The sequence below is a fragment of the Ponticaulis sp. genome (genome assembly GCF_029210165.1).
Lineage (GTDB): Bacteria > Pseudomonadota > Alphaproteobacteria > Caulobacterales > Hyphomonadaceae > Ponticaulis.
In genome coordinates, this window is record NZ_JARGNT010000001.1 from 2309815 (window position 1) to 2323990 (window position 14176).

Annotated in this window: 13 protein-coding genes; 1 reads left to right on the forward strand and 12 read right to left on the reverse strand. The window is 56.5% G+C overall.

Annotation, left to right across the window (positions count from 1 at the left end):
• Nucleotides 1-13: 13 nt before the first annotated feature.
• From eda to P1U45_RS11265, 7 genes are read right to left on the reverse strand one after another with little or no spacing between them, the layout of a single operon-like run.
• Nucleotides 14-664, reverse strand: a complete 651-nt coding sequence (gene eda, locus P1U45_RS11235) for a bifunctional 4-hydroxy-2-oxoglutarate aldolase/2-dehydro-3-deoxy-phosphogluconate aldolase (RefSeq protein WP_301059152.1) — start codon at nucleotides 662-664, stop codon at nucleotides 14-16.
• 23 nt (nucleotides 665-687) lie between these two features.
• Nucleotides 688-1722 (reverse strand): alpha/beta hydrolase, encoded by a 1035-nt coding sequence (locus P1U45_RS11240; RefSeq protein WP_301059153.1) that lies wholly within the window; start codon nucleotides 1720-1722, stop codon nucleotides 688-690.
• Nucleotides 1722-2999, reverse strand: coding sequence for a TRAP transporter large permease (locus P1U45_RS11245; protein ID WP_022695095.1), 1278 nt, complete (start codon nucleotides 2997-2999; stop codon nucleotides 1722-1724). The genes P1U45_RS11240 and P1U45_RS11245 overlap by 1 nt, the downstream gene beginning before the upstream one ends.
• Nucleotides 2990-3499 (reverse strand): TRAP transporter small permease, encoded by a 510-nt coding sequence (locus P1U45_RS11250; protein WP_301059154.1) that lies wholly within the window; start codon nucleotides 3497-3499, stop codon nucleotides 2990-2992. The genes P1U45_RS11245 and P1U45_RS11250 overlap by 10 nt, the downstream gene beginning before the upstream one ends.
• Complete coding sequence (locus P1U45_RS11255) at nucleotides 3499-4521, reverse strand: TRAP transporter substrate-binding protein (RefSeq protein WP_301059155.1); 1023 nt, start codon at nucleotides 4519-4521, stop codon at nucleotides 3499-3501. The genes P1U45_RS11250 and P1U45_RS11255 overlap by 1 nt, the downstream gene beginning before the upstream one ends.
• Nucleotides 4522-5994, reverse strand: coding sequence for a mannitol dehydrogenase family protein (locus P1U45_RS11260; protein WP_301059156.1), 1473 nt, complete (start codon nucleotides 5992-5994; stop codon nucleotides 4522-4524).
• The gene (locus P1U45_RS11265) at nucleotides 5991-7505 is read right to left on the reverse strand and encodes an altronate dehydratase family protein (protein ID WP_301059157.1); all 1515 of its coding nucleotides are present in this window, start codon (nucleotides 7503-7505) and stop codon (nucleotides 5991-5993) included. The genes P1U45_RS11260 and P1U45_RS11265 overlap by 4 nt, the downstream gene beginning before the upstream one ends.
• 160 nt (nucleotides 7506-7665) lie before the next feature.
• On the opposite strand from P1U45_RS11265, the gene uxaC reads away from it, so the two are divergent.
• Complete coding sequence (uxaC, locus tag P1U45_RS11270; RefSeq protein ID WP_301059158.1) at nucleotides 7666-9087, forward strand: glucuronate isomerase; 1422 nt, start codon at nucleotides 7666-7668, stop codon at nucleotides 9085-9087.
• Here the strand turns inward: uxaC and P1U45_RS11275 are convergent.
• The 5 genes from P1U45_RS11275 to P1U45_RS11295 form a co-directional block, all read right to left on the reverse strand.
• Nucleotides 9084-9596: a hypothetical protein gene (locus P1U45_RS11275; protein WP_301059159.1), complete on the reverse strand. Its 513-nt coding sequence runs from the start codon at nucleotides 9594-9596 to the stop codon at nucleotides 9084-9086. The genes uxaC and P1U45_RS11275 overlap by 4 nt on opposite strands.
• A 1-nt stretch (nucleotide 9597) precedes the next feature.
• A complete protein-coding gene (locus P1U45_RS11280) occupies nucleotides 9598-11163 on the reverse strand; it encodes a carboxylesterase family protein (protein WP_301059160.1) in 1566 nt (521 codons plus the stop codon).
• Nucleotides 11164-11182: 19 nt separating this feature from the next.
• The gene (locus tag P1U45_RS11285; protein WP_301059161.1) at nucleotides 11183-12184 is read right to left on the reverse strand and encodes a sugar kinase; all 1002 of its coding nucleotides are present in this window, start codon (nucleotides 12182-12184) and stop codon (nucleotides 11183-11185) included.
• An 18-nt stretch (nucleotides 12185-12202) separates the two neighbouring features.
• Nucleotides 12203-12961 carry a 2-dehydro-3-deoxy-D-gluconate 5-dehydrogenase KduD gene (gene kduD / locus P1U45_RS11290; RefSeq protein ID WP_301059162.1) on the reverse strand — a complete coding sequence of 253 codons (759 nt, stop codon included), beginning with the start codon at nucleotides 12959-12961 and terminating at the stop codon, nucleotides 12203-12205.
• Between the two features lie 105 nt (nucleotides 12962-13066).
• On the reverse strand, nucleotides 13067-14140 hold the full coding sequence (locus P1U45_RS11295) for a LacI family DNA-binding transcriptional regulator (RefSeq protein ID WP_033232404.1): 1074 nt from the start codon (nucleotides 14138-14140) through the stop codon (nucleotides 13067-13069).
• Nucleotides 14141-14176 lie beyond the last annotated feature (36 nt).

Consider the following 14176-nt stretch of genomic DNA (forward strand, 5'->3'; position numbering starts at 1 on the left):
TGTGTTGTCGATGTCAGCCCGGTCGAAGCGATTTCACGAGATCTGATGCTTCCTGAGCCAGTTCTGTAATTCGGGCCCAGTTGCCGGCCTGAATATCTGCTGGTGTTGCAAGCCAGGACCCACCTGCTGCCGCAACGTTCGGCAGTTTTAGATAGGATGGCAGCTTCTCGAATGAGACACCGCCTGTTGGCATGAAGCTTATATTTGGAAGCGGCGCAGACAATGCTTTGAGCGTAGAAGCGCCGCCATAAGGCTCAGCTGGGAAGAATTTCACCACATCAAACCCGTGATCGTAGAGAGACAGGGCTTCTGTAGGGGTAGCTATACCCGGGACGACGAGGCCGGGGAAAGCTGCAAGTTCGGATAGCAGAAATGCAGGAGTGGCTGGCGTCACCAGAAACTGGGCGCCGTATTTGAGCGCTGAGCCGACATCTGATTCGCATGTGATCGTGCCTGCGCCGACGAGAACATCGAGGCCGGAATTGACAATCTCTTTGATAGCGTCCAGCGCACAGGCCGTTCTGAGAGTGACTTCGAGCACTCGCAAGCCGCCATCTGCCAGAGCTTTTGCGACAGGAACGGCGTCTTCAGTGCGTTCGATTGTCAGGACCGGAACGACGCCTGCAGCGCGAAGCTGGCGCTTTTGTGCATTCACATCAGCCATTTGAATTTATCTCTCAAACAGAATTATCGGGGAGTGGGCGAAAGACCATTCTCTGCTGCCCAGTGCATGAGGAGGCCGGGCCATTCTTCCAATGGTGTGTTCTCAATGCCGCGCATGCCGAAGCCATGACCGCCATGTTCGAAAATATGCAGAACTGCCGGCACATCTTCGTCGCGATACGCGTTCATCAATTCCATAGAATTTTCCATAACCACAGAGGTGTCATCCAGCGCGTGGAGCAGGAAAACTGGCGGGCTTTGAGGGTTCACATTTCGCGTGAGGTCATAGGCCCGAAGCTGGTCTTCAGTCGGGTTGTCGCCGAGCAGGTTATTCTGAGAGTCTGCATGGGTGTGTTCAGACCCCATCAGAGCGACCGGGTAGATCAGAGCCGTGATATCAGGCTTGGCGGAGAGTTCGTCCAAAGCATCCACAGGATCGTAGACTGTGTCCGCGAAACGCTGGTTCAGCGAGCCTGCGAGGTGGCCGCCCGCAGAAAAGCCTATGGCCAGAATATTCGTTTCTGAACCACGGGTGTTGGCATTATGGCTGCGCAGGACACGCATCGCACGCTGGGCATCCTGAAGCGGCGTGTCTGCGCCAGACGGCCAGCCCTGAAATGGCAGCCGATAGGTCATGACATAAACGTCATAGCCGAACTGGTTGAAATAACGCGCGCCTTCCCAGCCTTCTTTTTCGACGACAACGTGCTGATAGCCGCCGCCCGGAATGAGTAGGATGGTATTGCCGGAGAAGTTTTCCGACCTGAAATAGGACAAGGTCGGCCCAGTGACGTCCAACGCTGCGCGGTCCGGCAGGCCGAATGAGTTCTGGCGTTCCACCATATGTTCAGTCAGGTCGACAGCGTCGCGGCCTGGCGCCTGCTCTGGCCAGATACTGAGGGTTTCGTCAGGCTGGCGTGTGATGTCGACGACAAAGCGGTCAAAGTCGATCCGTTCCGACGTCTCGGCAAACGACACATCAGGTGTTGCGCAGGCAGCCAGTGATATGGCTGCCGTTCCAAGCATCATGGATCGACGAGTGAGCGCCGTCTTCATCATTAGAACAGCCCCGGAAGCGTGAGCGAGATGGCAGGCACAAAGGTTATGACCAGAAGTGCCGCAATCAGGGCGCAGTAGAACGGCCAGATCGTCTTAACAGCCGACTCTACCGGTATCTTGCCGACCGCTGCGCCGACGAACAGGACAGAGCCAACAGGCGGTGTGACCAGACCAATGCCGAGGTTCAGCATCATGATAATGCCGAAATGGACAGGATCGACGCCAACTTCCATCACGACAGGCAGTAGAATTGGTGTCGTGATAACGATGAGCGGCGACATGTCCATAAACGTGCCGAGACAGAGCAGGATCACGTTGATGATAAGCAATACGAGGATTGGATTGCTCGTAATGTTGGTAATCAGTTCCGCCAGCTTTGTCGGCGCTTCCAGAATGGCGAGTGCATAGCCAAAGGCGGTTGCCGCGCCGATGATCATCAGAACCATCGCCGTGATCTTCACGGACTGTATTGCAGCTTTAGAGAAGCGGTCCCAGCCAAGGGTGCGATAGACGAAAGCGCCGATAATAATGGTGTAGATAACGGCAATGGCAGAGGATTCTGTCGCCGTGAAAATGCCTGAGAGAATGCCGCCCATGATGATGATCGCGGTCATCAGGCCTGGAATGGCAAATACGAGCGCTTTCATGAATTCGGCCCAGCCCGGGAACTTGCCTGCCGCATAGCCACGCTTCACGGCAACGATCCATGACACAACCATAAGCAGGATAGCCGTCAGTACGCCGGGCACGATGCCGGCAAGGAACAGGTCACCAATCGAGACACCGATGCCGGATGCTGCCGAGTAGATGATCATGTTGTGGGATGGCGGGATGAGCAGGCCGACGATCGCCGCTGTCACAGTAACATTTACTGAATAATCAGCGTCATAGCCCTTTTCCTTCATGAGCGGCATCATGGTCGCGCCCATGGCAGATGCCGATGCAATCGCAGAGCCTGATACCGCGCCAAATAGAGTGGACGCACCAACATTCACCGCGCCAAGACCACCGCGTGCACGGCCAAACGCCGCCTCAGCGATATGGACGAGCCGTTCGGCTATGCCTGAGCGATACATGAGATCGCCTGCGAAAATGAAGAACGGAATCGCCATCAGTGTGAAGACGCTCACACCTGCGGCCATACGCTGGAATACGACAACCAGCGGAATGTCCATTGCGAGGAAACAGGCGATTGAAGCGGTCAGCAGAGAGAACGCGACCGGCACGCCCAGCGCCAGACAGATTACGAGTACAGAGAGTAGAATAATCAACTCCATCGGGGATCCTCCTCATCCTCGACGTTTTCACCTTCTGCCTCTTCCAGCATGCGTTCGAGCGAGAACAGCGCGATCAGAACACCGCTGATTGGCAGGGCGAGATATGCAAGGCCGCGAGGTAGGCCGAGCGATGGAATAATATGTTCCCAGGTACGGATAACGAGTTCTCCGCCCCAGATGGTCATGGCGATACCGCAACCTGCGACGATCAGATCCTGCACCATGCGCATGCCGCGTTTGGCCTTTGGGCCAACGGCTTCTTCAAGCGCGACGATACGGATATGGAAGCCTTCGCGAACACCAGCAGCGGCTGCGAGCAGCACATACCAGATCATCAGCGTAAGAGCGGCTTGCTCGGACCAGGATGGGCTGGAGTTCAGCACGTAACGGCCGAAGACCTGCCAGCCGACGATCACAGTCATCAGAACGAGACCAAATGCGGCGATCCGTAAAAGCAGCTCAGCCGCGAAATGGGTGACTTTAGCCAGATTGTGCTTCATCACGCGCCTCCCAGCTCAGAGCCTATGCTCTGGATCTGATTGACGAGCTCTTCCTGCTCTGGCGTCACGATGAAGTTCTCCCAGACAGGCTCCATAAGTCCCTGGAAGTCAGACAGATTGTCGACTTCATTGGCTTGAATGCCAGCCTCCACGAGGCGCTCACGCGCACCCGCGACACGGGCGTCCCAAAGCTCACGCATGAACGGAACAGATGATTTGGCAGCGTTGACGACCAACTCCTGATCCGCTTCCGACAGTTTGCGCCAGCGGCTGAGCGACATAACCAGAATTTCCGGTGCCATAACGTGGCGCGTCAGGCTGTAGTACGGCGCGGCTTCGAAGTGGCGACCGGACTCATAAGACGGCCAATTGTTCTCGGCGCCATCAATCACGCCTTGAACGAGCGACTGATACACCTCGCCAAGTGGCATAGGCGTCGCGTCAGCGCCGAGCGCGCGGATCATCGCAACATACAGGTCGGAGTTCTGAACCCGGATTTTCATGCCGCGCATGTCGTCCGGCGTGCGGATCGCCTGGCGCGTATTGTAGAAGCTGCGCTCGCCTGAATCGTAAAAACAGAGGCCGACCAGATTGTGCGGCACAAGCGAGTTCAGGATCACATCGCCGGGCGCGCCATCAAGGCTCTGTCGCATATGCTCGGTGGAGCTGAACAGGAAGGGCAGGGACGGAATAACCGTCATAGGCTCGATTGAATTCAGCGGCGCCAGGTTCACGCGGTTCATGTCGAGGCCACCAAAACTGGTGATTTCGAGCGTATCACGTTCTGAGCCAAGCTGGCCGCCTGCATAAATGCGGATGTCCAGACGACCATCAGTCTGCTCGCGCAGCACTTCGCCCATATGGCGGACGGCCTGAACCGTCGGATAGTCTGACGGGTGCGTGTCAGAGGATAAAAGCGGCCTCGAGCCTGCTTGTCCGCACGCCCCAAGGGACATCCCGGCCAGTCCGGCTGCGCCCGCTTGCAGGACGCGCCGTCTGTTTAGAGATGGCGTTTGGGTCATTTAAATTCCTGAGCCTCCCCGAAGTGATTTTTGTTCTGTTTTTATGATGTCAGTGTAGGCGCGCTTTACGGCGGCTACAAACTCGTCATCGTTGCGAAGTGTGTCGTGGAACACCTCGTCCAGCGCGAGGAATGCATCGACATCGTCGCTTTCGTCTTTGGCGATTTTTCCGAGCGCCAGAAGCTGGTCTGCGAGCGGATCGGTGATGTGCGCTTCGGCGCGGGACATACGCACAATGAAGCGCATCCACGCTGCGACTCCGAAGCCGAGCTTTTCTATGCTGCGGCCAGCTGCGCGATTGGTCTCAATGGTGTTCAGAAGCCGTATCGGAAGCTTTTTCGAGCCATCCCATGCAATCTGCGAAAGCTTATGGACGATGGCCGGGTTCGCGAACCGCTCAAGCAGATCCTCGATATAGTCCTCAAGGTCCATTCCATCTGGTGGAGATAAGGCGGGCATGATCTCGTCGCGCATCATGGCGCGAACAAGGGAGCGCAGCTCCGCATTTTCCATCGTCTCGGCGACGGATTGGTGCCCGTACGCCAGACCAAGATAGGCGAGGGTTGAGTGCGCACCATTCAAAAGCCACAGCTTGGCCTTTTCGTGTCTGGAAACATCGCGCGTAAGCAGAACGCCTGCATCGGCGAGTTCTTTGATCACCGATGCGCCGGTGTTCTCAATTACCCATGATGTGAAGGCTTCGCGCTGGATAGGCCACGCATCGCTATAGCCACAGTCCGTCTGAATACGCTGGATAAGCGCGTCGTCTGTTGCGGGTGTGATTGAGTCGACCATGCTGGACGGGAAGTCGACATTTGTGCGGATCCAGCTGCTAAGCGGTGCATCGATCAGATCGGCAAATCGCAGAACCGCCGCTTCAAGCTTCTCACCATTGCCGGGAAGGTTGTCACAGGAAAGCACGACCAGTTTCCCATGACCGCTTTCGCGTCGCAGCGCGAGACCCTTCGTGAGCCAGCCAATCGCGCTTACAGGCGTATCGAACTGCTTCAGATCGTGCAGGATGTCGGTATGAGATTCGTCCAGCTCACCATCACCATTCAGGCAGTAGCCTTTTTCTGTGACGGTCAGCGTGACGAGCTGTAAGTCTTCGGACGTGAACGGCTCGAAGGCGCTGGCATCGTCGCGGAATTTTACGCCTTTAAGAGCGGCGATAATTTCGCAGCTGGTTTCGCGGTCGAGTTTGATCAGCGTGTAGAGGCTGTCTTGCGCGTTGAGCTTTTCAGACGTTCCTTTGGAGCGTAGCGCGACTGAGGTAACGCCCCATTTCGGCTCGTTGGCGTTCAGACGGTTATAATAGTCCATCTGGTGCGCGCGAAAGAATGCGCCGGGGCCAATATGCAGCACACGCGTTGGCAGTCCAGACCGGTCGTATGATGGCGGCGTGCACTGGGTAGCTTCAATCTCCGCAAGCATCGCGTCGCTGAGCGGTTTCAGAGCGGTATCGGTCGTCATAGCGTTACACCCCGTTTCCAGATGGCAATGGAGCGCTCCTGATTGAGCTCGTGACAGGCTTTTTTGCCGCTCGCTGTTTCGATTATGAGATCGAGCAGCGCTTCTGCGGCTTCGCTACGGTCTGGCGAGCGAAGCACTTGGCCGGCGTCGAAGTCGATCCATCGCGGTTTGCGCGCGGCGAGTTCTGAGTTTGAAGAAATCTTCAGTGTCGGAACAGGGAAGCCAAGCGGCGTGCCGCGGCCTGTGGTGAAAAGAATGATGTTTGCGCCAGCGGCCGCCAGAGCGGTGCAGGACACGGCATCATTGCCTGGCGCTTCAAGCAGAGTGAGGCCGTTAGCTTTGTTGCGTTCGCCATACAGGATGACGTCCCGGACTTCGGCTTTGCCGGCCTTTTGAACCGCGCCGAGCGATTTTTCTTCCAGCGTTGTGATGCCGCCAGCTTTGTTGCCCGGAGACGGGTTCTCATTCACCGGCTCGCCCGCGCGGACGAAATAATCTTTGAAGTCGTTGACCAGAGCGCCAATGCGGCCGCGCACATTTTCATCCGACGTCCGACGCATGAGGAGGTGTTCAGCGCCGAATATCTCTGGAATTTCGGTGAGAATGGCGCGGCCATCGTTGCTGGTGACGATTTCCGTGATGTCACCAAGGAGAGGATTGGCTGTCAAGCCGGACAGAGCATCTGACCCGCCGCATTTCAGACCAATGACAAGGTCGGAGAGATCGCACTTTGAGCGTTGGTCTTCGGACATGACGTTGAGCAGCTCGTCGATGGCGTTCTGTGTCTCATCCATCTCGTCAAGAACAGACTGTGAGCGAACGATGCGGAGCCTGTTTTCCGGGACACCGTCGAGCTCTGCCGCCAGCACATCCACCTGGTTGGTTTCGCATCCCAATGCCAGCAGAATTAGGCCGCCAACATTCGGGTGCATAGCCAGTGAGGCCAGAACTTTACGTGTGCCGTCCAGGTCATCGCCTAGCTGAGAGCATCCATGAGGATGGGGCAGGGCGATTATGCCATCCGCGCGGCCATCAATGCGGTCAGCGGCACGAATAGCGGCCTGCTCAGCAGTGCGGGCAACGCAGCCGACTGTTGGTATGATCCAGATTTCGTTGCGCGTGCCGACACGTCCGTCTACTCGCCGGTATCCCTGGAATGTGCGTGAGCGTTTCGCACTAGCCGCGTTTGCACTCTGTGCTTCAATCGTATAGGTCTCGGCGCCTTTCAGAGTGGAGCTGACATTGTGTGTGTGAACATGCTCGCCTGGAACGATCGCCTTAGAGGCAACGCCGATAGATTCGCCAAAACGCAATACCGTCTCGCCTTTGGCGATCGGTATCGCGGCAAACTTATGAAACGCTGGAACGTCCGAGATCAGTTGAAAGGACTTTTCGCCAACGCGAACGGTCTCGCCCGCCTGCATGGCGCGTAGGCATACAGCAACATTGTCCTGCGGTGAGACCTGCAGGACCGAGCGGAGCGCTTCGGTTTTGCTACTGTCGACTAACAACTTCCTATTCCCGATGACATGCTGCGAACGATAAATTTCGTCGCAATTATTTTGTTCTGTTCTCATCTATGGTAACCGGTGTCATAAGAAACGCAAGAGCGGAAAATCTGAATTTAAAAAAGGACGCTGGCTGACCATGAAACACGGAGAATCCGGAGCAATGACACAGGGTGGAAAACTGCAATTGAGCGAAGATCGACTGTTTTCGTCGGATCCTGTCCAACGCGGAATTGCACGCGAACTCTATGCCGAAGTCTCTGGCCTGCCGATCATTAGCCCGCACGGTCACACTGACCCGTCATGGTTCTCAGGCAACGAAAATTTCGGCAATCCGACAGAGCTTTTCCTCGCGCCGGACCATTACATTTATCGCATGCTCTATAGTCAGGGGCATAATCTTGATAATCTCGGCGTGCCGAGCAAGGCAGGTGTGCCCGGGCATGATCCCCGTGAGGCGTGGCGCCTGTTCGCCAGCAATTATCACCTCTTCCGCGGCACGCCATCGCGTATGTGGCTCGACCATGTGTTTGCGAATGTGTTCGGCATGGAAGAGCGCCTCAATGCCTCCACGGCGGATAGCTATTACGACACGATTGATGCGGCTTTGAAGTCGGACGCATATAAGCCGCGCGCACTCTTCGAGCGGTTCAATATCGAAGTGATCGCAACGACTGAGGGCCCGACAGATTCCCTTGAGCACCATGAAGCAATTCTGGCGTCCGGCTGGACGGGCGGACGCGTTATTTCGGCGTATCGCCCTGATGCCGTGATCGACCCGGAGCATGAACAGTTCAAAGGCGCGATGATCGCGTTCGGAGAGATGACAGGTGAGGATGTCTTCAGTTGGAAAGGCTATCTGAATGCGCACCGTAAACGCCGCGAAGACTTTATCCGTATCGGCACGACCTCCTCGGATCACGGGCATATCACGGCGCGTACGGCAGATCTTTCTAATGCGGACGCTGAGCATCTCTTCCTGAAGATTGTTTCAGACGATTTCACGGCTGAAGATGCCGAGCTTTTCCGCGCACAGATGCTGACTGAAATGGCGCGTATGAGCCTTGATGACGGCCTTGTGCTTCAAATACACCCGGGTGCGTTCCGTAATCATAATCAGGCACTGTTCGAGAGCCATGGGCGTGATAAGGGCGCTGATGTGCCGTCGCAAACCGAATATGTGCAGGCGCTCAAGCCGCTGCTCAATAAGTTCGGCAATGATCCGCGCCTCTCAATCATCGTATTTACGCTTGATGAGACAAGCTATTCACGCGAGCTCGCACCCCTTGCCGGCCATTATCCGGCGATGAAGCTTGGTCCGTCCTGGTGGTTCCACGACAGCCCTGAAGGTATGCGTCGTTTCCGTGAGATGACGACGGAGACAGCCGGTTTCTACAACACAGTAGGCTTCAATGATGACACGCGCGCCTTCCTGTCTATTCCGGCCCGTCACGACGTTGCGCGCCGCGTGGATTGTGCATTCCTGGCGCGATTGGTTGCCGAGCATCGCATGGAGCTGGACGAAGCCCACGAACTGATCGTGGACCTGTCCTATAACCTGGCGAAGGCGGCCTATAAGCTTTAGTGGATCCAGCGCTCTGAGAGCGTTTCTACTTCGCCCGCATGGACCCGGACTTCATAGGCCGGGTCTGCGGGCTGGCCCTCTGCAAAGAGCTCATAAATCACTGAGCCATCTGTCTGCACGCTTTCGATGATGCGGACGGGGAGTTCGCCGTCCGATGCGACAAGCGCCGCGTCACGGACTTCTGGCGGAATGTCTTCCCATTCGAGATCGCGTTGAATTTCGACGATTTCGGCTGAGCCGTCTGCGCCCATCAGAATATCAAATTCGAGCTCGCTGCCATCTGCTAGTTCGCCTTCGACATCATAATAGGTTCGACCGTCGCGAACCTTGCGCAGCACTTCTTCGATTGTGAAACCGTCTCGTTCCGCGGCAATAGCTTGCGGGACGCTTGGTGGAAGAGCATCGACCGGAATTTCGGTGATTACAACCTCGTATGTCGCCGCGGTCGCGCAGGCTGCTACAAGTGAAAGGCTGGCAGCTGTCAGGCAGCTTTTAAAAGTCGGTGTCATATTAGCTTCCCCACTGGATGAATGGCACGGTCGCGAACAGCTCTCGCTCGCGTTGGCGCGGGTCGTTCTCAAGCCGTGTCGTCGCGTCGAAGACCATGGTCTCGCGGTTGGGCAGAGTGTGCTGATCCCATTGCGGGATACCGGCATGGTTCGGGTCGCCATTGCGTGCGAGATTGATGAGGGCGGTTGATAACTGGTCTGCCACACGGGCCGCTGTCGGGCCTGTGCCTGACATCGCACCAGACTGTGCCAGATTGTCGAAGGCATGCTCGATGTCGATTGTGTGGGGTGCACCGCGCTCACGCTCGGCTGCGGGCAGGTCAAACTGATAAACCCATGTTGGTGCGCCTTGTCGGGCTCGCGCGTCTGATTCTTCCACCTGTCCACGCCAGCTTCGGCCTGCTGTGGTTGCTTTGAACATGACCTCGGTCGGGTCGAGTTCAGGGAACCATTCGCGGTATTTATCTACCACATGGCCCGGATGAATATCGCAGCGCAACTGGATTTCCAGCCAGTCAGGTAGCGTTTCCCAGGTGAGCGCAAAGGCTTCATCACGCCAGAGGAAAGCTTTGGTTTCATCAGCTGTATTGCCGAGGATCATCGGGATGTGGGCAGACTGGCCCGGCGCATCTGGGAAGAACGGATGGCGCGACAGCATGCGATAGTCGAGTACCGGTCCGAAATAGAGGCCGTGTGCCTCGTTGATTGGATCGCGCGCTGTGAGGCCTTCCATCAAGCGCTCCATTGGAATGGTGCGCAGGTCGTCTGGCGTAGCAGCGCCGGCCCCAATGGTTTCGAGAAAGCGTGTTGCGCGCGCAGTGCCATTGAGCGGACCACATGCGGTAACCTGTTGGCCGCTCATCGTCGCGGCGGAATGAAACAGGCCTTCAGCGGCTGGTGAGGCCATCATGGTCGCGATTTTTGCGCCGCCGCCAGATTGGCCAAACACCATGACGCGATCGGGATCGCCGCCGAACGTCTCTGCGTTTTGCTTCACCCAGTTGAGGGCAAGTACAAGGTCCCATTGACCGGCATTGCCGCTATCAGGGAATGCACCAGGATAAAGGCGATCGAGATAGAGATAGCCAAAAGCGTTGAGGCGGTGATTGACGGTGATGACAACCACACCGCCTTTCGTGGCGAGGCGGGTTCCGTCATATAACTCGTCAGAACCCGACCCGTTCGAATAGGCGCCACCATGAATGTAGAACAGGATGGGACGTTTTGCGCCGTCATTCAGGCCCGGTGTCCAGACATTGAGGAACAGGCAGTCTTCGTTGATTTCAGGCTGGTTTGAACGTTGTGGTGACGACGCACGGTAATTGATCGCATCGGAGATGTCGGATCTGCGGGCTGCCGGTATTGGCTTGGCAAAGCGCGAAAGGGCTGTGTCTTCGCCATAGCGGACACCGCGGAAAATATTGATGCCATCAGATTTGAGACCGCGCAGCTGACCGCTTGTAGTGCCTGCGAGCACGGATGTCTCATCCTGTGCGAACGCACCCAAACCAGCGGCAAACGGGCTTGCCGCTGCTGCACCAAGCACCAGACGTCTGGACAGTTTCATGTGTTCCTCCCGGTTTTTATTACCGGCGGACGTCCAGCCCTGACTCATTCATGGCGTCTTCGACTTCCTGCACATTTGTCAGGTTAAAGTCGCCCGGGATGGAGTGTTTGATGGCGCCCGCCGCCATAGCAAATTCGATTGTGTATTGAGGGTCTGCATTGTTCAGCAGGCAGTATAGAACGCCGGCGGCAAACGCGTCGCCGCCACCAATCCGGTCCACAACGCCCTCAAGCTCATGAGCGCGTGAGGTGAACAACGCGTCGCGGGTGTAGTATTCGCCGATCAGAGACTGGTTCGAGACCGAACTCTGAGCCCGCTGTGTCGCGGCGATGATCTTCAGGTTCGGGAAAGTATCGAAAGCCCGTGCAATCGCATCTTTGCGCGTCTCGGGTTCTGTGCCGAGAAGTAGAGCAATATCGCGCTCGTTGATGAAGGCGATGGTCGCGTGGCTCAGAATGTTTTTCAGAATGGCAGGACCATTTCCGTCCCAGCTCTTCCAGAGAAGCTCGCGGTAATTGCCGTCAAATGACAGCTGAATGCCTCGCTCGGCGCATTTGGCCGCCAGAAGCTGTGACGCTTCAGCGGGGCCGGGGCCTGTCGCAGGTGTTATGCCTGAAATATGGACAAGTTTCATGCCCTCAAGCAGGCTGCTCCAGTCATAGTCGTCAGCAGTGGATGTTGCGAACGCCGAATGTGCACGATCATAGATGATCCGCGACGGTCTGCGTACGGCTCCCGTTTCCAAGAAATACATGCCCATACGACCGGCAAGGGTCAGAATGTTCGATGTGCCAACGCCCTGTGCGCGCAGCCCAGCGAGTACGCTGTCGGCGAGCGCGTTGTCTTCCGGGATGGCGCTCATCATGTCAACGGAGTGCCCGAAACGGGCAAGGCTTACGCCGACATTGGCTTCAGCGCCGCCGAACTGGACGTTCAGCGTGCCGGATTGGCCAAAACGCTCATTGCCTGGCGGAGAGAGGCGCAGCAAAAGCTCACCAAAGCACAGCACATCCGTTGTCATGACAGCATCAGATCCTTCTTAGCGGGCGAGCCAGCCGCCATCGACTGGCAATGTAATGCCCTGCACATAGTCTGATGCAGAAGATGACAGGAAGACGGCCGCGCCGCCAAGGTCTGATGGTTTGCCCCAACGCCCTGCTGGAATGCGGCCAAGAATCTCGGTGTTGCGTTTTTCGTCAGCCTGAAGGGCTGCAGTGTTGTTTGTTGCGAAATAGCCCGGCGCAATCGCGTTCACGTTGATGCCGTGCGCAGCCCACTCGTTTGCGAGAATACGTGTCAGGCCCATCACGCCGCTCTTGGAAGCAGTATAAGATGGAACGCGGATGCCGCCCTGATAGGAGAGCATGGACGCGATATTGATGATCTTGCCGCCTTTTTCTGCCGCGATCATGGAGCGCGCTACAGCCTGACTGAGGAAGAACAGAGTTTTGAGGTTGATATCCATCACCGCATCCCAGTCTTTTTCGGTGAAGTCGATGGAATCATTACGTTTGATGATACCCGCATTGTTCACGAGGATGTCGATCTCGCCGAGGTTTTCGCGTGTTTCCGAAACAATGCGCTCAATCGGTTCCATGCTGCCAAGATCAGCCATGATAACATGAGCTTTGCGGCCCGTTTTCTCGACGAGCTCAACGGTCTCTTCAGGACGCGAACGGCCCACCAGAGCGACATCTGCGCCTGCTTCAGCCAGCGCTACGGCCATGCCTTGTCCAAGACCGGTATTTGCGCCGGTAACGATGGCAGTTTTGCCTGTAAGATCGAACGGGTTGGACATATTGGCCTCGTTTTTCTGTCGCGTTTCTGGAAGGGAAATACCCTTCAAACTCACCTATGGTAACCGGTGTCATAACATTGAGAAAACACACTATCAACCGGTAAGCTAGCTGTTAGGTCTCGCTGTGGACTGGCGAACAATGATTTCCGGCGTGAACTCTTTGACGAACTTTGTGTTCTCGCCGCGCAGTTGTTCCAGAAGGCGGGTTGCGGCTTCCTGGCCCATCTCGCGGATCGGTAGTTTTACGGTTGTCAGCTGTGGCCAGATACGTGCTGCCATCGGCGTGTCGTCAAAGCCGACAATTGAAAGGTCTTCAGGCACGCTCAGACCGGCCTTGCGGGCCGACGTATAAATACCAATCGCCATCTCGTCGTTACCGGCAAAGATCGCGGTAGGGCGTTTGGCGCGAGATAGAAGATTATCGGCAGCCTGCACACCAGAATCGAAGGTATATCCGGCTTCCAGTGTCAGAGAACTCTCAAGCTCAATGCCAAACTCTGCTAAACCATTGCGGAAGCCGTACAGACGTTCGTGGGCAGACCGGAAGCTTTTAGGGCCGTGGATATGGGCGATACGCTTATGGCCGAGCGTTGCCAGATGGCGGGCCGCCTGCGCTGCGCCCTCGGCATCCTGCGTGCGGATCATGCGGTAGGGCTCATCGAGCTCAACCGAGGCAATGCGCACATAATTGCAGCCCAGCTCTTCGAGCTTGTGAGCCAGCGCATCATCCTCTGAAACCGACGGCGGCATGATCATGCCGGACGGGCGATGGCGTTCCACGAAGAGACAGATTTCTTCCTGATAGTTTGGATTGGTCCGGTCTACCGGCTGCAGAACGAGCTGATAGTCGGTGACGGACAGCGCATCGAGAATGCCGCGCTGCATATTCACAACGTATTGTGGGCTCGGGTTATCGTAAGCGAGGCCGATCAAATAGGATTTTCGGAAGGCAAGGGCACGTGCTTGCGGGTCTGGCCGGAAGCCGTGTTCGGCAATGATGGCCTCAACGCGCTTGCGTGTATCTTCGCTCACCAGAGGCGAGCGGTTGATAATACGGGAAACCGTTTTCTTCGAAACGTTTGCCAGACGCGCAATGTCGTTGATTGTAACGCGCCCTTCGATACCGGTACCGATATCGTCCAATCCCGAAGGGCGATCACTGTTTTCTTTACTGGCCACTGTCCGTACCACACCTGAGGCTGATATTTTGCAAAA

Coding starts and splice junctions, on each gene's coding strand:
- kduD (WP_301059162.1), bottom strand. CDS start 12,961: ATGTCCAACCCGTTCGATCTTACAGGCAAAACTGCCATCGTTACCGGC.
- P1U45_RS11260 (WP_301059156.1), bottom strand. CDS start 5,994: ATGACGACCGATACCGCTCTGAAACCGCTCAGCGACGCGATGCTTGCG.
- P1U45_RS11255 (WP_301059155.1), bottom strand. CDS start 4,521: ATGACCCAAACGCCATCTCTAAACAGACGGCGCGTCCTGCAAGCGGGC.
- P1U45_RS11250 (WP_301059154.1), bottom strand. CDS start 3,499: ATGAAGCACAATCTGGCTAAAGTCACCCATTTCGCGGCTGAGCTGCTT.
- P1U45_RS11240 (WP_301059153.1), bottom strand. CDS start 1,722: ATGATGAAGACGGCGCTCACTCGTCGATCCATGATGCTTGGAACGGCA.
- P1U45_RS11285 (WP_301059161.1), bottom strand. CDS start 12,184: ATGACAACGGATGTGCTGTGCTTTGGTGAGCTTTTGCTGCGCCTCTCT.
- P1U45_RS11280 (WP_301059160.1), bottom strand. CDS start 11,163: ATGAAACTGTCCAGACGTCTGGTGCTTGGTGCAGCAGCGGCAAGCCCG.
- P1U45_RS11245 (WP_022695095.1), bottom strand. CDS start 2,999: ATGGAGTTGATTATTCTACTCTCTGTACTCGTAATCTGTCTGGCGCTG.
- P1U45_RS11275 (WP_301059159.1), bottom strand. CDS start 9,596: ATGACACCGACTTTTAAAAGCTGCCTGACAGCTGCCAGCCTTTCACTT.
- eda (WP_301059152.1), bottom strand. CDS start 664: ATGGCTGATGTGAATGCACAAAAGCGCCAGCTTCGCGCTGCAGGCGTC.
- uxaC (WP_301059158.1), top strand. CDS start 7,666: ATGACACAGGGTGGAAAACTGCAATTGAGCGAAGATCGACTGTTTTCG.